The following is a 19,442-nucleotide window of genomic DNA, read 5'->3' as shown; positions in this document are numbered from 1 at the left end:
GCCACCCGGGGCGTGCTGCGGTCGGATCAGGAGTCGGCCTCGAGCACGACCACGTTGCGATAGGCGCTGCGGACCTTGTCCCTGCCGATCTGATCGGTGATCGCGGACCATTCCCTGGCCACGCCGTCCAGCGCACGCTGGGGCGAACTCTGTCCCGCCAGAGCCGCGGCGACGCCGTTGGCCAGCGCGGACATGTACTGGTTGACGCCGGGAACGCGCAGGTCGAAGACGCGGTTGGGGCTCTTCTCCATGCCGGAGAGCGTGCTCGTGTAGGACGCTGCGACGTCCTTGTCCCACCCCTGCTTCTCCCAGAACGCCGGGTCGAAGTGGGCGTTGCGGTACGGGTTGACGCCGAAGCGGCCGATGGTCAGGTCGAGGGCGGTGTTGGCCTCGTTGCTGAAGAAGCACAGGTAGTCGAAGGCCATCTGCTGACGGCTGGAGGCCTTGGCCACCGCCGAGGTCCATCCCCAGGTGAAGTAGGGCGCCTGGTTGGCCATCTTGTCCCAGGACTCCGTGGCGCGGTTGTAGACCTCCGTGGAGCCCGGCAGCGGCGCCGCCCGGACCTTGTTGCGGATCCTGCTGTCCGGCTGCTGGGCCTGGACGAAGGCGTCGTCCCAGGAGTAGGACATCAGCGTCTGGCCGCCTCCGAAGGAGAAGATCTCGTCTCCCAGGCCGAAGTTGGCGCCGCCGGGTGCCCAGGTGGACTTCGCCTTGACCATGTCCTCCAGCGCGCGGACGAAGCCGGGCGTGTTGATCAGCGGCTTCATGGTCTCGGGGTCGAAGAAGACACCGCCCTTGACGTGCGGATGCTTCACATACGGCGCCGCCCGGCTGATGAACGCGGAGAACGTCAGGTCGTCGCGCTTGGTGACCTCGGCGCTGCCGTAGTTCTTCCTGCCGTCGCCGTCGAGGTCCTTCCCGCTGAAGACCTGGGCGATCTCCTGGTACTCGGCCCAGGTCCCGGGGGCCCGGAGCTCCTTGCCCGTGGCCTTCCGGTACTCCGCCTGCCGCTGGGGGTCCTCCAGCACATCGGTGCGGATCTTGAGGTAGTGCCGGTCACCGTCCACCGGGTACTGCACGACCTCCCCGTTCCAGGTCGCCACGTCCATGTAGGCCTTGGTGACGTCCTTCATGCCGGGGCTCTCGAGGTACTTCTCCGGCACCGGCGCCAGGTACGGGGCCAGGTCGCCGATCCAGAGGGACGGGTAGAACATGACGTCGTACGCCGGCTGGCCCGCCTGGAGAGGGGTGAGGATCTTCTGGTGCAGCTCCCCGAAGGGGACGTTGACCACCTCGACCTTCCCTCCGGTGATCTCCTCGAACTGCTTGGCGTGCAGTTGGGTCGGCTCACCGATGACCGGGACGGCATGGCTGATGATCTTCAGCGTCTGTCCGGAGTAGTCCCTGCGGCTGATCGACTCGTAGCTGCAGGGGCCGGGGACGTCCTTGACCTTCGTGGTCGGGTAGTTGTTGCCGTACTTCTGGTAGCTGATCTCCGAACCGGGCTTGAAGAGCGCGGCCTTCTCCTTGGGCTTCTGCTGTTCCTCGTTCTGGGCGGTGCACGCGGTGGCGGCAAGGGCCGCGACGGCCGCGACGGCGACCAGGCCCGGGTACGGTCTGCTGCGCATGTGTCTGCTCCTGCGGTGTCAGGGAATCAAGATCGCTCGGCCGCGTACGGCTCCGGCGTGCAGGTCGTCGAGGGCCTGCCGGAAGGAGTCGAGGGGGTAGCGCTGGGTGTGCAGGGTGACCTTGCCGCGGGCCGCGAGGACCATCAGCTCGGCGAGGTCGTTGTAGGAGCCCACGAGGTTCCCGATGAAGTTGATCTCCGTGGAGATGACGTCGATCGTCGGCACGTGGAGGTGACCGCCGTAGCCGATGACGTAGTAGTTGCCGTTGCGGCGCAGACAGGCGACCCCCGTCTCGACGGCGCCCCCCTCACCGACGAAGTCCAGGACGGCCTCCGCCCCGTGCCCCCCGGTGAGCTCCCGCACCCGCTCGGCCTCGCTGCCGTCCGCGGCGAGCGTGTGGTCGGCGCCCAGTTCCCGGGCCAGCGCCAGGGCTTCCGGACTGCGGTCGATGACGATCATCTCGACGGGCGACAGTGCCCGGAGCACCTGGATCCCGATGTGCCCGAGTCCGCCCGCGCCGATGACGACCGCCCGGTCACCGGGCCGCAGCACCCGGGCCGCCTTGGCGACGGCGTGGTACGCCGTCAGCCCGGCGTCGGCCAGCGCCGCCACCGAGGCGGGGTCGAGGGACGGGGCGAGGGGCACGACGGAGCGGGCGCCGGTCCTGACGTACTCGGCGTAGCCGCCGTCGGCGTCGATGCCGGGGAAGGCCGAGTCCGTGCAGTGCACGTCGTCGCCGTCCCGGCAGGCGCGGCACAGACCGCAGGTCGCCAGCGGGTGCAGGATGACCGGGTCACCGACCCGGACGTGGGTGACGGCCTGCCCGACCTCCGCGACCCAGCCGGCGTTCTCGTGACCGATCGTGTAGGGCAGGGTGACGCCGCTCTTCTCCTTCCACTGCCCCTCCAGGATGTGGAGGTCGGTCCGGCAGACCCCGGCGCCCCCGATCCTCACGATCACGTCGAGCGGACCGGTGATCTGCGGGTCCGGCACGTCCACCAGTTCGGGCGGCTTGTCGTACTCGATGACCTGCACGGCTTTCATGGCGGCTCCCTGCGAGTCGGGGGTGATGGTGCGCCGATTACACAGGCCGCCGCTCATGGGCCGATGTCTCAGAAATCGCTCGCGGATGTCTCAATCTGATACACGGTGTGGGTGCCGCCCCGCCGAGCTGGTCCAATCACTGCAGTGAAGGATTTGTGACGCGCGCGATACGGGAGGGTTAATGCCCCGCCACCAGCCCGGAAGCTCGCTGCAGGCCGCCAGGGAGCTCTATCTGGAAGTCACCAGGGATCCCAGTGCCCGTCCGCTCGTGGTCGCCTCGTGGCAGCGCTCGATGGAGCACCGGGTGAAGTCGGGCAGCCTCGACGCCCCCTACCTGGACGACCCCAACCTCGACAGCCCCCTCGCCAGGGCGGCGCTGCCGATCCTGGACAGGCTGCACGAGCAGCTCGCCGACGACCCGGTGGCCACGATGATCACCGACAGGAACGGCGTGGTGCTCTCCCGGAAGGTGTCCCACGAGGGGCTGACGACGAACCTCAACCGCGTGCAGCTGGCCCCGGGCCATGTGTTCGCCGAGCGCTATGTGGGCACCAACGGCATCGGGACCGCGCTGGCCAGCGGCCGCCCTGTCATGATCGCCGGAGTGGAGCACTACGTCGAGGCGTTGCGGGACTTCCACTGCGCCGCCGTACCGATCCTGCATCCCACCCGGCGCACGCTGCTGGGGGCCTTCAACCTCACCACCGTCCGTCAGGGCTCCGGCGGAATGCTGATGGCCTTCGCCCGCTCGGTCGCGGCCCAGATCGAAGGGGAGATCGCGGCGATCACCTCGCGGCGCGAACGGGCCCTGTTCCACGACTACATGGCCGCCTGCTCCTCGGTGCGCCCGGAACCGGTACTGGCCCTCAACCGCGATGTCGTCATGATGAACGAGCAGCTCAGTGCGGCCGTGACCGGGTCGGACCACTACGCGCTGCTCGACCATGCCCGAGAGATCGCCGACACCCCGCGGACGGAGGGGACGCGCAGCATCGCCCTGCCCTCCGGACGGGTCGCCGAACTCAAAGTCAGCCGCTGCCGGCGCGAGGACAGCGACGCGGGCGCCGTCCTCAGAGTCCGGCTGATCGGACGCCCCCAGTCCGGACCCGCTGCCTCAGCCGCGCCTGCCCGGCCCGACCCGGGGCTGGTGGGGTCGTCCCCGCAGTGGCTGCGCGCGGTCGCCGACAGCCGGGCGGCGTTCGTCGCCGGGACGCCGCTGCACCTCCTGGGAGAGGCCGGCGTCGGCAAGAGGACGCTGGTCGAGGCCCTGCACCGGGCCCACGGCGGCGGACGCCGACTCGAGACGGCCCAGCCGCCGCCGTCCGACTCGCCCGCCGTCACCGAGCGCTGGCTGCACGACGTGGGAGAACTGCTCGCCGTGCCGTCCAACGTGCTGGTCCTGCGCGACGTCCACCTGCTGGGTGACCGGTTGCGGGAGCGGCTGGGCAAGCTGCTGGCCCACCTGGACGGCACCGCTACCGGGCAACTGGTGCTGACCGGCCAGCCCTCGACGGCCGGCGCCGACGACCGGCTCGGCCGGCTCGGCGACGCCCTGGTGGAGGTGCCGCCCCTGCGTCATCGCCACGGGGACATCGAGCACCTGGCACGCTTCTTCCTGCGCAGGTACCGGCCGAGCACGGAGAGCAGGTTCTCCCCGGAGGCCCTGACCATGCTCCGGCGATGCCCCTGGCCCGAGAACGTCCGGCAGTTCGAGTCGGTGGTGCGCGGGCTGGCTCGGCGGCCCGCGGGGCCGGTGATCCACGCGGAAGACCTCCCCCCGGAGTGCCGGGTTTCCTCGCACAAGGTCCTGACCACCATCGAGACGCTGGAACGCGATGCCATCCTGCGCGGGTTGATGGACCGCAACTCCAACGTCCAGCGCACCGCCCAGGACCTCGGTATCTCCCGCGCCACGATGTACCGCAAGATGCGCCGTTACGGGATCGTCCCGTCGAACCTGACCTGACCTGACCTGACCTGACCGGGACCCACTTGACCCCTCCGCCGGGTGGGATCGTGGCGCCCTGCCGGTGAGCGGTCGCTCACCGGCAGGAGAGCTGTGCGCGGGCGGGCGGCGGCCGGCGGAAGCGCTCAGCCCGACGGCGCGGCCGCCTCGGCCGTTGGTGCCGCCGCCGGCTGCGCCGGCGCCCGCTGTTCCCCGCGCTGAAGGCGGCTGACGACCGGCGCGGTGACCGCCGTGGTGATCAGGGCCACCAGGACCAGCATGGTGAAGAGGTCCGGCCCGATGACGCCGAGTTCGAGTCCGATGGTGAGCACCACCAGCTCCGTCAGGCCCCGGCAGTTCATCAGAGCCCCGATCGCCGTGGCCTCCCGCCAGGACCGCCCGCACAGGCGGGCGGCGACCGAGGCTCCGCCCCACTTGCCGAGCACCGCCACCCCGAGCAGTGCGCCGGCCCAGAGCCACTGCGCGGGGTCCGCCGCCAGGGCCCCGATCTCCGTGCTCAGCCCGGTGTGCACGAAGAACAGCGGCAGCAGGACGGGAACCACCACGGCGCGCAGCCGGGCTGCCGACGCCTCGATTCGCCGGTGGCCGCGCGGCGCGGCCACGCCGAACAGGAACGCGCCGAACAGCGTGTGCACCCCGATCAGGTCCGTGGCCAGTGCGGACAGGCACAGGCCGCTGAACAGCAGGACCAGGACCACCCCGTCGTTGGCCCGGTCCGCACGACCCCGCGCCGCCCACCGGGCGAGCAGGGGCCGGACGACCAGCAGCATCGCGGCACCGAAGGCGAGCGTGAGCCCGGCCGCCGACACGGCGTCGAACGGCGACCCGGCCGCGGCCAGCGCCCCCACGAGCGCCAGCAGGCACCACGCGGCCACGTCGTCCACCGCCGCGCACGCCATCGCGAGCGCGCCGAGCGGAGTTCCGTACAGCCCCCGGTCGACCAGGATCCGGGCCAGCACCGGGAACGCCGTGACGCTCATGGCCACCGCCACGAACAGGGCGAAGGGCAAGAACCCGACCCCGTCCGGGGCCAGCCGGCCGTACAGCGGGAAGGCCAGTAGCGCGCCCAGGCCCAGCGGCACCAGGATGCCCGCCTGGCTGACCACGACCGCCGTCCGTGAACTGCCGCGCAACGTGCGGAGGTCCAGCTCCAGCCCGACGAGGAACATGAAGCCCAGCAGGCCGAGCTGGCCGAGCACCGAGGTGTACGGCAGGACCGAATCCGGGAAGAGCCGGGTCTGCGCCTCGGGCCACAGCCAGCCGAGCAGGGACGGGCCGAGGACGATGCCCATCGCGATGTCGCCGACCACGGGCGGCTGGCCGAACCTGCGCAGCAGCGCGGCGCCGGCCTGGCAGGCGAGGATCGCAGCCGGTACGGCGACGAGCACCGCGGGCATGATCTCAGCCGCGGACACGGGCGGCTCCTTCGGGCGGTACGACGTGCGGCGGGCGGGGGGACGCGGCCGGCGGGGGCGCCGCCGCGGCGGCGGACCACTCGGCGTAGCGGCGCAGCCCGTACAGCAGAGGCTGAGCCGACGGGCGCACGGTGACCCGGCGGGCCTCGGCGAAGACCGCCGTGTGGTCGCCGAAGGCCGCGGTCTTCACGACCGCGCAGTCGGCGACGGCGTGGGCGGACGCGGTCAGGTGCGGGCCGCCGGCCCCCAACGGCAGTCGCCACTCGGTGCGTTCGAAGCGGGTCGGGTCGCCCGAGGCGAACAGGTCCGAGGTGCTCCGGGCCCGCTCGTGCAGCAGGTTGAGTGCGAACTGCCCCTGCGCGAGCAGCGCCTCCAGGGTCGGGCTCGCCGTGCGTATGCACACCACCAAGGTGGGCGGAGCAAGCGCGACGCTCGCCAGCGAGCTGCACGTCAGGCCGCGGGGCAGACCGTCGGCATCGAGGGTGGTGACGACGGAGACGCCCGAGGGGAAGGCAGCCATGAAGGGCCGGAGGTCCGCCTCGCGGAGGACGACGGGGTCCTCCGCCGCCGGTGTCCCCTCGGCCGGTTCTCCGTCCGGTATGTCAGGACGAGATGGGAAGGTGGGCATGTCTGACTCCCTGTGGATGACGAAGCAGTACGGCCCGGCGTCCGGCGGACTGCGCCGGGCGCCGGGCCGTGGGAACGGCTGTGGACCGGGTCCTGGACCGGCCCGGATCCGAGCCGGAGTGCTTGCGGAGCCTGGGAGGTGTCGGGGGCGGGGACCGGGGGGAACTGAGCCCCCGCCCCCGACCGGCCTACGAGTGGAGCCGCTTCAGGTACTCGTAGGCGCTCGGCAGCGTCTCCAGCAGGTTCTGCTGCTGGCGCTTGACCGTCTCGAACAGCGGCTCCGCCCCGGCCACGGACTCCGGCTTGTAGGCCAGGGCGGGGAGCGGGGCGTCCGGCTCCAGGCCCAGGCCGGCGAAGATGCAGTAGTAGCTGCCGTTCGTCCAGAAGTTGCGGAACTCGGCCTCGAAGTTGCCGTAGTACGTCGACTCGTCGGTGATGGGGGAGTTGATGGGCAGGCCGGCGCGGTACGCCGCTATCTTCCGCTGGATGTTGTCTGGGAGCGTCAGCTTCTTGTTGGCCTGCCAGAACGGCGTGTCGTTGCGCGGGGCGTAGAAGAAGTGCGCCTGGATGAAGTCGCGGGTGTCGTCGAACATCACCTCGATCTCACGGTTGAACGAGTCGATCAGACCCTCGTTGAAGGTCGTGTCGGGGAAGTGCTTGGCCAGCTGGTAGACGGCCGCGGTGATGAAGTAGATGCCCGTCGACTCCAGAGGCTCCAGGAAGCACGACGACAGCCCGATGCTGACGACGTTCTTCACCCAGGCCCGGCGGTTGCGGCCCACCCGGAACCTGATGTGGTTGAAGGCCGTCTTCTCCGGGTCCAGTCCCCACATCGCGGCGAACTCGGCCGTCGCCTCGTCCTGGTCGGTGAACTTGCTCGAGTACACGTAGCCGGTGCCGAAGCGGCCCAGCATCGGGATCTTCCAGGCCCAGCCCGAGGACATCGCGATCGCCGAGGTGTAGGGCTCCACGCCGCCGGCCTCGTCGTCGTGCGGCACGGCGGTGGCGACCGCGCTGTCGCACAACAGGTGGTCGCTCATGTCGACGAACGGCTCGGCCATCGCCTTGTTGATGAGCAGCCCGCGGAAGCCGGAGCAGTCCACGAAGAGGTCGGCGTCCAGGTCCTTGCCGCTCTTCGTCCGCAGCGAGGTGACGTAGCCCCGTTCGTCCTGGACCACCTCGGTCATCTCGTCCTCGACGTGCCGCACGCTCTGCTTCTCGACGGCGAAACGGCGCAGGAAGTCGGCCACGAGCTGGGCGTCGAAGTGCCAGGCGTAGCGGGTCGCCGAGCGCCCGTCGAGCCAGCGCGGTGCCTTCATCGCGTCCATGATCGGGGGCTCGCGGAAGCAGGCGTAGTCGAACGGCTCCGTCGTGCGGCCCTCGTACTTGCGCTTGAACCAGTAGTGCGACAGCGGTGTCTGGTCGTAGTCGGGCAGCAGCCCGAAGGGGTGGTAGAAGTGGTCGGGCCGGCCGTCGGCAAGCGTCCTGGCCGCCGACTCTCCCCGGCCCTCGGTCCGCCAGTTCACGAACCGCACGGCCATCTTGAAGCTGGCGTTGCACTCCCGCATCCACTCGTCCTCGGGGATGCCGAGGTAGTCGAAGAACGCCCGCTGCAGGTTGGGCACGGTCGCCTCGCCGACCCCGATCCGCGGAATCGTCGGCGCCTCCAGCACCGTGATGTCGACCGTTCCCTGGAGAGCCTTGCCGAGATACGCGGCGGTCATCCAGCCGGCCGTTCCGCCGCCCAGGATGACGACCTTCTTCAGTCGGGTGTCGGTGCTGGTCATGGAGCAGCCCTCATTTCTGAGTCGGGAAGCGCGGTCGGGCGCTGGGAGCCGGCGGAGAGGCGGGCCGGACGCGGCACGACCGACCGGGGCAGGACCTGAACCTCCGGCGCCGGCCGGGACCGTCGGAGCCTCAGCGTGCGCGGCCGCTCTATGACGGAACTACAGAGGCGCTATCCGGCCGGTATAGGCCGGATGTAGACCCCGGGAACAGAATCGCCGCAGGCAGAACGGCATGCGGCGGACCCCAGGAGGAAGCGATGACCACCGCGGTGACCGGAATTGCACGGCATGCGGTACGCATCCGCTTCCTGGGCGACTTCGAGTTGACCGTGAACGGCGCGCCGGTGCGGCGCTGGCGGGCCGGAAAGTCCCGGGGACTCTTCCAGTACCTCGTGATCCACCGAGGTCAGACCCTCACCCGCGACCGGCTGTACGAGGCACTGTGGCCGGGCTCCGACGGGGCCGCCGGCGACAGTTCGCTGAAGGTCGCGGCGCACGCACTGCGGCGGGTCCTCGACGCCCACCCCGACGGTTCCGGAGAGTCCGGGATCCGGCTGCACTACCGCGACTTCGGCTATGCCCTCGACATCGCCGACCTCTGGTCGGACGTGGACCGCTTCCAGGAACTCGCCCACGCCGGGCTGCGGGCCGCCTCGTCCGGCGACCGGGCCCGCGCCCGTGAACCGCTGAGGTCCGCCGTCGCGCTGTACGCGGGCGAGTTCCTGCGCGGAGAGGGTGCCGACTGGGTCGCCGAACACCGCGAGTACCTGCGGTCGCTGGCCCTGCGAGCCCTGGACGTGCTGCGCGCCGACGCAGCCGAGCGCGAGGACTTCCCGGACCTCATCGACGTCTGCCGCCGCACCCTCGGCATCGACCGTCACCACGAGGAGACCTACCGGGCGTTGATGACGGCGCACGGGGTGCGCGGCGAACACGCCTGCGTGCGTCGCTGGTACGAGCTGTGCGCGCGCCGGCTTCGGGACGACCTGGCGGTGGCGCCGTCCCGGGAGACCGACCGGCTGCTCCACGCGATGCTGCCCGCCCGGGCCTCGGTCACCCCGACGCGCACCGTACCGGTGACCACCGCGGCACTCCCCGGACTCCGCCCGCGTGCCGTACGGCGGTCCCGGCCCGACGCCCGGGCAGCCGCCCCGGGCTTCGCCACCCCCACGGCCGGCTTCAGGGCCGGGCCCCGGCCGCCCACAGCCGCCCCGGGACTCGTACCGCCCGCACGAACCCAGTGACCGAGCGACCCAGTGAGGAATCCACCGTGACCGTGCTGACCGTGCCGCAGGACTCCGCCGCGTCGACGGCCGAGCCGTCCGCACCCGCCCTGCCACCCCGCTACGACGACCAGTGGATCGGCGGCCGATGGACGGCCTCCGACGCCGAGAGCCGCCTCGTCGTCACCGACCCGGGCACCGAGAGGCCGCTCGCCACCGTGCCCGCCGGCACCCCTCGCGACGCCGACCTGGCCGTGCGTGCCGCGGCCGGGGCCTTCCCCGGCTGGGCGGCCACGCCCGTGCGCGAACGCGCCGCACTGCTGCGCCGCGTGGTGGAGGGACTGGAGCGCCGCGCCGAGGACTTCGCCCGCGTCATCACCGCCGAGGTGGGCGCTCCCACCCGCATGGCGCTGCAGACCCAGGTCGGGCTGGCCGTGGGCATGGCCGCGCACTGCGTCGAGACCGCCGCCGCCTACGACTTCGAGGAGCGGGTGGGCCACTCGCTGGTGGTCCGCGAGGCCGCCGGTGTCGCTGCCTGCATCACCCCGTGGAACGTGCCGCTGCTGCTCACGGTGCAGAAGCTGCTGCCCGCACTGGCGGCGGGCTGCACCGTCGTGCACAAGCCCAGCGAACTCACCCCGCTGCACGCCCGGCTGCTCGCCGAGGTGTTCGCCGAGGCCGATCTGCCGCCCGGTGTGGTGAACATGACCGTCGGCACCGGCGACACCCTGGGCACCGCGCTCGTCGCCCATCCGCTCGTCGACGTGGTGTCCCTGACCGGGTCGACCCGTGCCGGGCGCCGGGTGTCGGCCGTGGGAGCCGACGGTGTCAAGCGGATCCACCTGGAACTCGGCGGCAAGAACGCGAGCCTCGTCCTGGACGACGCCGATCTGGGGACCGCCGTCGGCGCCACGGTCGACCAGGTGCTCTTCAACACCGGCCAGACCTGCCTGCAGTGGAGCCGGCTGCTGGTGCCCCGTGAGCGCCAGGACGAAGCGGTGGAACTCGCCGGCCGGATCATGGACGGCTATGTGACCGGCGACCCCCGCGACCCCGCGACGGACCTGGGCCCGCTGGTGTCCGCCGCCGCGCACGCCCGCGTGGGCGAGTACATACGCCGCGGCGAGACGGAGGGCGGGGCCCGGCTGGTCCACGGCGGCGCCGGCCGGCCCGACGGGCTGCACACCGGCCACTACGTCCGCCCCACGATCTTCGCCGACGTCGACCCGCTGTCCACCATCGGGCAGGAGGAGATCTTCGGGCCGGTGCTGTGCGTCATCCCCTACGACGACGAGGACCAGGCCGTACGGATCGTCAACGGGACGCGCTACGGGCTGCACGGCGCGGTCTGGTCGGGCGACGACGCCCGGGCCGAGCGCGTGGCACGCCGGTTCCGCACCGGCCTCGTCGACGTCAACGGCGGCTCGTTCAACCCCGCCGCCCCGTTCGGCGGGTTCAAGCAGTCCGGCATCGGCCGCGAGTGCGGCGCCGCCGGACTGGAGGCCTTCCTCGAGACCAAATCGATGCAGCTGCCCCAGGCGTCCGGCGGCCAGGTGGTCGGTCCGCGCCTGCGCGCCGCCGTGCCGGCCGGGGACCCCGGCCAGGAGAGGAACGACGCATGACCGCCCACCCCGCCGCCGCGCCGGCGGTCCGGCCCGCCCCCGCGGGACCGGACGCCGCTCTCCCGCCCCTGTTCGCGGCGCTGGAGCGCTGGAGCCGCGAACGGCCCGACGACCCGGCGGTCAGCGCCGGGGACGGCGCGCTGAGCCATGCCGGGCTCGCCGCACGCACCGCGGCGATGGCCGCTGGTCTGTCCGCCGCAGGCGCCGGTCCCGAGACCGCCGTGGGCCTGCTCCTCGGGCGGTCCCGGGACAGCGTGCCCGCGCTGCTCGCCGTGTGGAGCCTGGGCGCCACGGCGGTGCCGCTCGACCCCGGGCACCCCGTGGACCGGCTGGCGTCCGCGCTGGCCGACGCCGGGGTCTCGGTCCTGGTCACCCCGGAGGTGCCCGCCGGGCTGGACGTCACCGGAGTCCGCACCCTGGACCCGGCGGGTCCCCCCTGCCGGCCGAGCGCCGCGGTCGGCCCGCTCGACGTGGCCGCTCCCGGGCCGGACACCTGCGCGTACGTCATCTACACCTCCGGAACCACCGGCCGTCCCAAGGGCGTCGAGGTCACCTACCGAGGCCTCGACACCTTCGTGCGCGCCCTGGCCGGGCTCGGTCCGCAGCCCGCCGGTCTGGGCCTGAACGCCGTATCGCCCGCCTTCGACGGCTGGCTGTGGTGCACCCTGCTCTACCTCGTGCACGGCCAGGGCGTCGCCCTCGTCGACCTGTCCCTGGACGGGCTGCGCCGGGCCGCCGAGGCCGGCCGCGAGCCGATTCCCGCGGGACTGCGCACCGCCTCCCTCACCCCGTCGCTGCTCGCGGCCCACGGCGGCGCGCTGAGCGGGGCCGAGGTCGTCGTGGTCGCCGGCGAGCAGTGCCCGGCCGCACTGGCCGGGCGCTTCTCGCGCGACCGGCGGCTGCTCAACGTGTACGGGCCGACGGAGGTGACCATCGCGGCCACCTGGGCCGACAGCGAGAGGGGTGACGATGTGAGCACCATCGGACGGCCGCTGCCCGACTACCGCGCCTATGTGCTCGATGACGACCTGATCCCGGTCGCCGAGGGCATCGAGGGCGAGCTCCACCTCGGCGGGCCCGCCGTTGCCCGCGGCTACCGCAACCGGCCGGGGCTCACCGCGGCCCGCTTCCTGCCCGACCCGTTCCAGGGCGGCGGCGCGCGGATGTACCGCACCGGGGACCTCGTGGTCCGCCGGCCCGGAGGCGAACTGGAGTACCGCGGCCGGCGCGACGACCAGGTGAAGGTCCGCGGCCACCGCATCGAGCTGGGCGAGGTCGAGCGGGTGGCCGCCGAGCTCCCCGAGGTCGTCGCCGCCGCCGCCTGCGTCCTCGGCTCGGGCCAGACGCTGGGGCTCGCGGTCGTCGCGGCACCCGGCGCGGAGGGCGCGCTGGCGGAATCCGTGACCGGGCACTGCGCCAAGCTGCTGCCGGAGGCGGCGGTGCCCGCGACGGTCCGGGTCGTCGACCGCATTCCCACCCTGACCACGGGCAAGGCCGACCGCGACGAACTCGCCCGCCGGCTCGCGGAGCCCCCACGGGAGGAGGTGGCGGGCGACGCCAACGCGCGCGAGCGCGAAGTCATGGCGGTCTGGGCCGAGGCCCTGGAGCGCGAGGTCCCCGGACCCGACGCCGACTTCTTCGAACTGGGCGGACACTCGCTCGCCGCGGCCCGCGTCGTCGCCGACCTGCGGCGGACCACCGGGCTGCGTCTCACGCTCGGAACGCTGCTCTCGCGACCGACCGTCGCGGACGTCGCCGCCGAACTCGACCGCCTGGCCGCCGAGTCGGGGGCACCGGAGACCGCTCTGCGCACCGCCGAGGGGGCCTGAGCCATGGGAAGCTGGATCTCCACCTGGCCCACCGGCCCGGACGACGCGACCCTCCCCGCACTGCTCTGCCTGCCGCAGGCAGGGGCCGGCTGCCAGCAGTTCCGCGCCTGGGCCAAGGCCCTGGCCGGAGTCGCCCAGGTCCACGGCGTGCAACTGCCCGGCCGTGAGAACCGCTGGCGCGACCCGATGCCGGAGACCTTCGGCGAGGCCGTGGAGGCGATCACCGCAGAGCTGCGACCGGTCGTCGCCGGTGGCCGCCGGCTGGTCGTCTTCGGCCACAGCTTCGGCGGACTCCTCGGCTACGAGATCGCCCGCCGGGTGACACCCGCCGTCCTGGTGGTCAGCGCCTGCCGCGCGCCCGGGCACTGGGACGGCGCCGGGCGGGGCATCGTCGAGGACGACGGGGAACTGGACAAGCTCTTCGACACCGCCGGGCTCGATCCGGCGTTCCTCGACGAGGACACCCGGGCCCTGATGGTCGCGATGCTCCGCAAGGACGCCGTGCTGTCGTTGAGTTACACCCACACCCCCGGCGACCCGCTGGGCGTGCCGGTGCACGCCTGGAGCGCGGCCGGCGACGAGACCGTCACGGTCGGGGACCTGGCCGGCTGGGCCGCCGTCACCACGGCCGGTTTCCGGGTGCACCGCGTCGAGGGCGGCCACCACGCCGTGCTGCGCCGCCCCGCGGCGGTCCTGGAACACCTCGCCGCACTGCTGCGGGACGACACGACCGCGGCCGCCACCCCCGCCTGACCGGCGGGTGATCCGCCGACAGGGCAGTCCCCTTCCCGCAGCACCGCCCCGAGCCCGGAGGACGCCGTGCCCACGACCCATCAGGTTCTCGTCAACGACGAGGAGCAGTACGCCCTTTACCCCGCGGCGCGCGAGGTGCCCGACGGCTGGACACCGGCCGGGTTCAGCGGCAGCGAGGAAGAGTGCGTGGCCCATGTCGACGCGCACTGGACCGACACCCGCCCACGCAGCGTGCGCGAAGCGACCGCCGCCACCCGCGCCGGCACCGGCACGGGCGAAGGAGCCTGAGATGCACATCGACCTGCTCGACCCGGAGCCCTTCGGGCGCAACGACTTCTGGCCCGTCTTCACCTGGCTGCGTGCCAACGACCCCGTCCACCGGCATCCAGGGCCCGGCCGTGGGGACGAGGGCTTCTGGGTACTCAGCAAGCACCGCGACATCGTACGGGTGTACGCCGACAGCGACACGTTCAGCTCGGCCCAGGGCATGCGGCTCGGCAGCGACCCCGCCGCCGTCACCGCCGTCACCCAGCGCATGCTGATCGTGTCCGACGCACCCCACCACACCCGGCTCAAGCGGGCTCTCCACCAGGCGTTCGGGCCGCAGCAGATGCCCCGGCTGGAAGCCCTCGTCACCCGTGTCGTCGCCGAACTCGTCGCCGAGACCGCCGAACTGGACGAGCTGGACTTCATCGACCTGGCCAAGCAGCTCCCCAACAGGGTGGTCTGCGCCATGATGGGCATCCCCCGCGCCGACTGGGCCTGGATCGGGGCGCTCACCACCGACGCGTTCGACTCCCCGGACGAGTCCGTGCGCAGCAACGCCCACTCGGAGATCTTCCTCTACTTCATGGAACTGCTGGCCGAGCGGCGGGCCCGTCCCGGCGACGACCTGGTCAGCCAGATCGCCCACGACACCCTCGTCGACGAGGGCGACGGAACAGCACGGCCCCTCAGCGACGAGGAGATCGTCTTCAACTGCAACGGAGTCCTCTCCGGCGCCAACGAGACCACGCGCTACTCGGCCGCCGGCGCGGTGCACATGTTCGCGCAGCTGCCGGAGCAGTGGGAGCTGCTGCGGAGCCTCGGACCCGCCGGGATCGCGCCCGCCGTGGAGGAGATCCTGCGCTGGACCACACCGGGTGTGCACGCCCTGCGCACCGCCCTGCGCGACACCGAGGTCAACGGGACGCCCATCGCCGCCGGCGACCGGGTCACGCTGTGGAACGTCTCCGCCAACCGCGACGAGGAGGTCTTCACCGACCCGCACGCCTTCCGCGTCGACCGGCGGCCGAACCGGCACGTCGCCTTCGGTCACGGACGCCACCTCTGCCTCGGGGCCCGGCTCGCCCGCTTCGAACTCGGCGCCCTGCTCACCGAGATGCTCGGCAGGCTCGACGGGTTCGAACCGACCGGACCCGCGCTCTTCAACTCCTCCAACTTCACCTGGGGCATCAGGAGCCTCCCGGTGCGGCTGCTGCGCAGCCGAGTCCCCGCACCCCGAGAAAGGGCCGCGCTGTGACCACCGCACTGACCGACTTCAACCGCACCGACACGGACTTCCCCCGCACCGGCTACCCGGAGCTCCTGGCCGCGCAGGCCGCCCGTACCCCCGCGGCCCCCGCCCTGGTGCACGGCGGCCGGGTCTGGACGTTCGAGGAGCTGGAGACCGCCACCAACCGGCTGGCGCACGCCCTGATCGCGCGCGGCGCCGGACCCGGTGAACGGATCGGTCTCTGCTATCCGCGCGGGGCCGACTACGTCATCGGATCCCTCGGGATCCTGAAGACGGGCTCCGCGATCGTGGCGCTCGACCCGGTCAACCCCGACGAGCGGCTCACCGCGATGATCGCCGACGCGGGGCCCCTGCTGGTGCTCACGCCCCCCGAGACCGCCGCGCGCCTGCCCGGGGACGTGGCCCGCGCCGAGGTGGCCACCGCCGGTCTCGACCGGCCCGGCACGCCGGTCGGCGTGGCCACCGGACCCGACACCGTCAGCCACCTCATCTACACCTCCGGGTCCACCGGCACCCCCAAGGCCGTCCTGGAACGGCACGGCGCACTCACCAACCTGGTGCACTGGACCGCCCGCGCCTACGGGGTCCGCCCCGGTGACCGGGCGTCCTGGATGTCGACACCGGGCTTCGCCGTCCAGATCATGGAGTGGCTGCCCTATCTGCCCCTCGGCGCCGCCGTCCACATCCCCGAGGCGGGCCGGGCGCAGACGCCGGAGCAGATCCGCGACTGGCTCGTCGCCGAACGCATCACGCACACCATGCTGGTCGCCGCTCTCGCCGAGCCCGTCTGGGCGCTCGACTGGCCGGTGGACACCGCGCTGCGCGTCCTGGTGACGACGGCCGAGCGGGTGCACTCCTGGCCGCCGACCGACACACCGTTCAGGGTCGTGATGACGTACGGAACGACCGAGACCACCAACGTCCTCACCTGCCTCGACCTCGGCGCGGGCGTGGACTTCACCAGCCAGGCCACCCCCGAGGCCATCCGCACGACCCGTCAGGTCCCCGTCGGAGTTCCCATCGCCAACATGCGGGTGCACCTGCTGGACGAGCACGACCGGCCGGTCCCCGACGGCGAGGTGGGGCGGCTCCACGTCTCCGGCGCCGGCGTGGCCGCCGGCTACCACGGCCGCCCCGACCTCACCGCGGCGAAGTTCCGCACGGGCGTCGCCGTCGACGGCGATCCGCACCCGGTGCTGTACGACACCGGGGACCTGGCGCGCCGCCGCGAGGACGGCGCCGTCGAACTCCTCGGACGCTCCGACGCCCAGGTGAAGATCCGCGGCTTCCGGGTCGAACTCGGCGAGGTCGAGACCCATGTGGCCCGCGTCGGCGGTGTCGCCGAGGCCGTCGTGGTGGTCCACGAACGCGCCGCCGACGACCGGCGGCTGGTGGCGTTCGTCGCCGCGGAGCCCGGCACGGACCCGGGCCCCGCGGGGATCCGGGCCGCCGTGGCCCGCACCCTGCCCTACTACATGGTGCCGTCCGCGGTCGTCGTCCTGCCGGCCCTTCCCCGCCTGCCCAACGGGAAGGTCGACCGGCGCGCCCTCCCCGAACCGCCCGAGCCCCACGACGGCGTCGGCACCGGATACGAGCCCCCGCGCAACGAGGTCGAGGACGGGCTCGTCCGGCTGTGGGCCGGGGCGTTCCGCACCGAGGTCGTCGGCGTCCACGACAACTTCTTCGACCTCGGCGGTCACTCGCTGCTCGCCTTCCAGCTGATCGACGAGATCCGCCGGCGCTACGGCGTCGAGCTGAGCCTGTCCGACCTGTCCTCCCGCCCGACCGTCGCCGAACTGGGCGAGATCGTCACCACCCGGCGCGAGGGCGGGCGGGACGGCTTCGGCGGACTGCCCGCCATCGTGCCCGACCCGGCCGGCCGGTTCACGCCCTTCCCGCTGACCGAGAGCCAGCAGGCGCTGTGGATCGGCCGCGGCGGACTCGTCGACCTCGGCAACGTCGGCTGCCACGGCTACTTCGAGTGGGAGAGCGAGCGTCTCGACGTACTCCGCTTCGAGACCGCCTGGCGCCGCCTCGTCGAGCGCCACGACGCCCTGCGCACCCGCATCCTCCCCGACGGCACCCAGCAGGTGTACGAGGAGGTCCCGGAGTACGAGATCCCCGTCACCGATCTCGGCGCGCTGGACCCGGACGCCCGCGAGGCGGAACTCGCCGTCCTGCGGGACCGGCTGTCCCACCAGGTCCTCGACGCCGACAGCTGGCCCCTGTTCGACGTGCGGATCAGCCTCCTCGGCGCCGGCCGCGCCCGAATCCACCTCTGCCTCGACTTCCTCGTCGCCGACGCCTGGAGCTACTTCCAGGTCCTCGTGCCGGACCTCGTCGCCCTCTACGCCGACCCGGCGGCCCAACTCCCGCCGCTGGGGCTGACGTTCCGCGACTATGTGCTGGCCGTCGGGAACTCCCTGCGGGACAGCGAGCTCTACCGCCGCTCCGAGTGGTACTGGCGGGACCGCCTCGCCGCACTGCCGCCCGCGCCGGAGCTCCCCGAGCGCCCGGCGGACTCCCCGGAACTGCCGGTCCGCTTCGAACGGCTCAGCCACGTGGTCCCCGTCGACCTGTGGAACCGCATCCAGGACCGGGCCGGCGACCGCAAGATCACCGCGTCGGGAGTGCTCGCCGCCGCCTACGCGGAGATCCTCGGCAGGGCCTGCGGGCAGGCCAGGTTCACCATCAACTTCCCGCTCTTCAACCGCCTTCCGCTGCACCCGCAGGTCAACTCGCTGCTCGCGGACACCACGACGACCCTGCTGCTCGCCGTCGAGCAGGAGGCCACCACCTTCGCCGGCCGCGCGCAGGCCCTCCAGCGGCGTCTTTGGGCCGACCTGGAGCACCGCTACTTCAGCGGCGTGCAGGTGCTGCGGGAACTGACCCGGCTCCGCGGCACGCTCGCCCCGGCGATGCCCGTGGTGATGACCAGCCTCGCCGGCCACCCGCCCAACCACGAGCAGAACGAGCTCGGCGTGCCCGTCTACGGCATCTCGCAGACCCCTCAGGTCTCGCTGGACTTCCAGGTCTTCGAGAAGGCGGGCGGCCTCACCTTCAACTGGGACCACCTCCCCGCGGTGTACCCGGACGGTCTGATCGAGGGCATGTTCGAGGAGTTCGTCTCCCTCGTCGAGTCCCTGGGGGAGGAGGACGCCTGGGAGCGCCACTCGCCGCCGCCCGGCGAGGACGCGACCGCCCCCGGGGCCGCCGGGGAACGGGACACCGGCGACGCCTGGGAACGCTACTGGGCGGGGATCGAGCGCACCGGCCGAGGCGGCGACGTCATCTGGGACGCCGACAGCGGCGAGGAGTTCACCTGGCTGCTGGACCAGGCCAAGCGGCACTTCCGGGACGACATGCCGGTCGTCGACCTCGGCTGCGGCAACGGCCGCTACAGCCGTGAACTCGCCGCGCACTACCCGCGCGTCGTCGGCGTGGACGTGTCCTCCAGCGCGATCGAGCACGCCGTCCGGGAGGCGCGGGAGTCGGGGGTGGCCAACGTCGACCACTTCGCCGTCGACATGACCGACGCGGCCCAGGCGGCCGCCCTCGGCGAAGGCCCTTACAACATCTTCGTCCGTGGCGTCTTCCACGTCCTCGACGACGCGGCGCGGGCCCGGCTCGCGTCCGTCGCGGGCAGGCTGCTCGGGCGCGACGGGGTGCTGATCGTCCACGAACCCGACTACTCCAGCAACTCCTTCGGCTACCTCGGCTTCGTCGGCGGCAAGCGCGGCCGGGCCGAGGACCTGGTGGGCCCGCTGGAGGCGGCCGGCGTACGGCACTCCCACCGCTTCACCCGACCCGAACTCGCCGCCGCCTTCCCGGCGGACGACTGGGAGGTGGTGCACGACCAGGCGGTACGGCTGCACGCGGTCGACCCCGAGTCGGACTCCGAGGCGCTGCTGCTCCCCGGCTACTACGCGGTGCTCCGCCGCAGGCACTGAAGGGCCGCCGGGCGGCGCACCCGCCCCCCGGCTGGACTCCCGGCACCTAGACGAGCCGCGCGGGTGCGGGCGGGGGGGGGGC

The 19,442-nt window shown here is 72.6% G+C and carries 13 protein-coding genes; 8 read left to right on the top strand and 5 right to left on the bottom strand.

Going from position 1 to position 19,442, the window contains the following annotated elements:
- Positions 1 to 26 precede the first annotated feature (26 nt).
- Together AB0J10_RS24340 and AB0J10_RS24335 are read right to left on the bottom strand one after the other, a co-directional pair.
- A complete protein-coding gene (locus tag AB0J10_RS24340; protein WP_363064592.1) occupies positions 27 to 1,628 on the bottom strand; it encodes an extracellular solute-binding protein in 1,602 nt (533 codons plus the stop codon).
- A gap of 18 nt (positions 1,629 to 1,646) precedes the next feature.
- On the bottom strand, positions 1,647 to 2,672 hold the full coding sequence (locus AB0J10_RS24335) for an NAD(P)-dependent alcohol dehydrogenase (protein ID WP_363064591.1): 1,026 nt from the start codon (positions 2,670 to 2,672) through the stop codon (positions 1,647 to 1,649).
- Between the two features lie 181 nt (positions 2,673 to 2,853).
- Between AB0J10_RS24335 and AB0J10_RS24330 the strand changes: the two genes are divergently transcribed.
- A complete protein-coding gene (locus tag AB0J10_RS24330; RefSeq protein ID WP_363064590.1) occupies positions 2,854 to 4,638 on the top strand; it encodes a GAF domain-containing protein in 1,785 nt (594 codons plus the stop codon).
- A gap of 125 nt (positions 4,639 to 4,763) precedes the next feature.
- Here AB0J10_RS24330 and AB0J10_RS24325 read toward each other — a convergent pair whose 3' ends face one another.
- From AB0J10_RS24325 to AB0J10_RS24315, 3 genes are all read right to left on the bottom strand, one after another.
- A complete protein-coding gene (locus tag AB0J10_RS24325; RefSeq protein ID WP_363064589.1) occupies positions 4,764 to 6,053 on the bottom strand; it encodes a cation:proton antiporter in 1,290 nt (429 codons plus the stop codon).
- Positions 6,040 to 6,681: a flavin reductase family protein gene (locus AB0J10_RS24320; protein ID WP_363064588.1), complete on the bottom strand. Its 642-nt coding sequence runs from the start codon at positions 6,679 to 6,681 to the stop codon at positions 6,040 to 6,042. Before AB0J10_RS24320 ends, AB0J10_RS24325 begins: the two co-directional genes overlap by 14 nt.
- 187 nt (positions 6,682 to 6,868) lie before the next feature.
- Complete coding sequence (locus AB0J10_RS24315; protein WP_363064587.1) at positions 6,869 to 8,467, bottom strand: tryptophan halogenase family protein; 1,599 nt, start codon at positions 8,465 to 8,467, stop codon at positions 6,869 to 6,871.
- Between the two features lie 257 nt (positions 8,468 to 8,724).
- Between AB0J10_RS24315 and AB0J10_RS24310 the strand changes: the two genes are divergently transcribed.
- From AB0J10_RS24310 to AB0J10_RS24280, 7 genes are all read left to right on the top strand, one after another.
- Positions 8,725 to 9,711, top strand: coding sequence for a BTAD domain-containing putative transcriptional regulator (locus AB0J10_RS24310; protein WP_363064586.1), 987 nt, complete (start codon positions 8,725 to 8,727; stop codon positions 9,709 to 9,711).
- A 26-nt stretch (positions 9,712 to 9,737) separates the two neighbouring features.
- Entirely contained in the window at positions 9,738 to 11,312 is a 1,575-nt protein-coding gene (locus AB0J10_RS24305) for an aldehyde dehydrogenase family protein (protein ID WP_363064585.1), read from the top strand.
- Positions 11,309 to 13,141: a non-ribosomal peptide synthetase gene (locus tag AB0J10_RS24300; protein WP_363064584.1), complete on the top strand. Its 1,833-nt coding sequence runs from the start codon at positions 11,309 to 11,311 to the stop codon at positions 13,139 to 13,141. Before AB0J10_RS24305 ends, AB0J10_RS24300 begins: the two co-directional genes overlap by 4 nt.
- 3 nt (positions 13,142 to 13,144) lie before the next feature.
- Positions 13,145 to 13,894, top strand: coding sequence for an alpha/beta fold hydrolase (locus tag AB0J10_RS24295; RefSeq protein WP_363064583.1), 750 nt, complete (start codon positions 13,145 to 13,147; stop codon positions 13,892 to 13,894).
- A gap of 66 nt (positions 13,895 to 13,960) precedes the next feature.
- A complete protein-coding gene (locus tag AB0J10_RS24290; protein ID WP_363064582.1) occupies positions 13,961 to 14,182 on the top strand; it encodes an MbtH family NRPS accessory protein in 222 nt (73 codons plus the stop codon).
- A gap of 1 nt (position 14,183) precedes the next feature.
- Positions 14,184 to 15,416, top strand: a complete 1,233-nt coding sequence (locus AB0J10_RS24285; protein WP_363064581.1) for a cytochrome P450 — start codon at positions 14,184 to 14,186, stop codon at positions 15,414 to 15,416.
- Positions 15,413 to 19,360: an amino acid adenylation domain-containing protein gene (locus tag AB0J10_RS24280; RefSeq protein WP_363064580.1), complete on the top strand. Its 3,948-nt coding sequence runs from the start codon at positions 15,413 to 15,415 to the stop codon at positions 19,358 to 19,360. The genes AB0J10_RS24285 and AB0J10_RS24280 overlap by 4 nt, the downstream gene beginning before the upstream one ends.
- Positions 19,361 to 19,442 lie beyond the last annotated feature (82 nt).

This window comes from Streptomyces sp. NPDC049887, from assembly GCF_040656535.1.
Taxonomy (GTDB): domain Bacteria; phylum Actinomycetota; class Actinomycetes; order Streptomycetales; family Streptomycetaceae; genus Streptomyces.
This window is presented reverse-complemented; position numbering and strand designations above follow the sequence as displayed.

Coding starts and splice junctions, on each gene's coding strand:
- AB0J10_RS24340 (WP_363064592.1), bottom strand. CDS start 1,628: ATGCGCAGCAGACCGTACCCGGGCCTGGTCGCCGTCGCGGCCGTCGCG.
- AB0J10_RS24335 (WP_363064591.1), bottom strand. CDS start 2,672: ATGAAAGCCGTGCAGGTCATCGAGTACGACAAGCCGCCCGAACTGGTG.
- AB0J10_RS24330 (WP_363064590.1), top strand. CDS start 2,854: ATGCCCCGCCACCAGCCCGGAAGCTCGCTGCAGGCCGCCAGGGAGCTC.
- AB0J10_RS24320 (WP_363064588.1), bottom strand. CDS start 6,681: ATGCCCACCTTCCCATCTCGTCCTGACATACCGGACGGAGAACCGGCC.
- AB0J10_RS24315 (WP_363064587.1), bottom strand. CDS start 8,467: ATGACCAGCACCGACACCCGACTGAAGAAGGTCGTCATCCTGGGCGGC.
- AB0J10_RS24310 (WP_363064586.1), top strand. CDS start 8,725: ATGACCACCGCGGTGACCGGAATTGCACGGCATGCGGTACGCATCCGC.
- AB0J10_RS24300 (WP_363064584.1), top strand. CDS start 11,309: ATGACCGCCCACCCCGCCGCCGCGCCGGCGGTCCGGCCCGCCCCCGCG.
- AB0J10_RS24295 (WP_363064583.1), top strand. CDS start 13,145: ATGGGAAGCTGGATCTCCACCTGGCCCACCGGCCCGGACGACGCGACC.
- AB0J10_RS24285 (WP_363064581.1), top strand. CDS start 14,184: ATGCACATCGACCTGCTCGACCCGGAGCCCTTCGGGCGCAACGACTTC.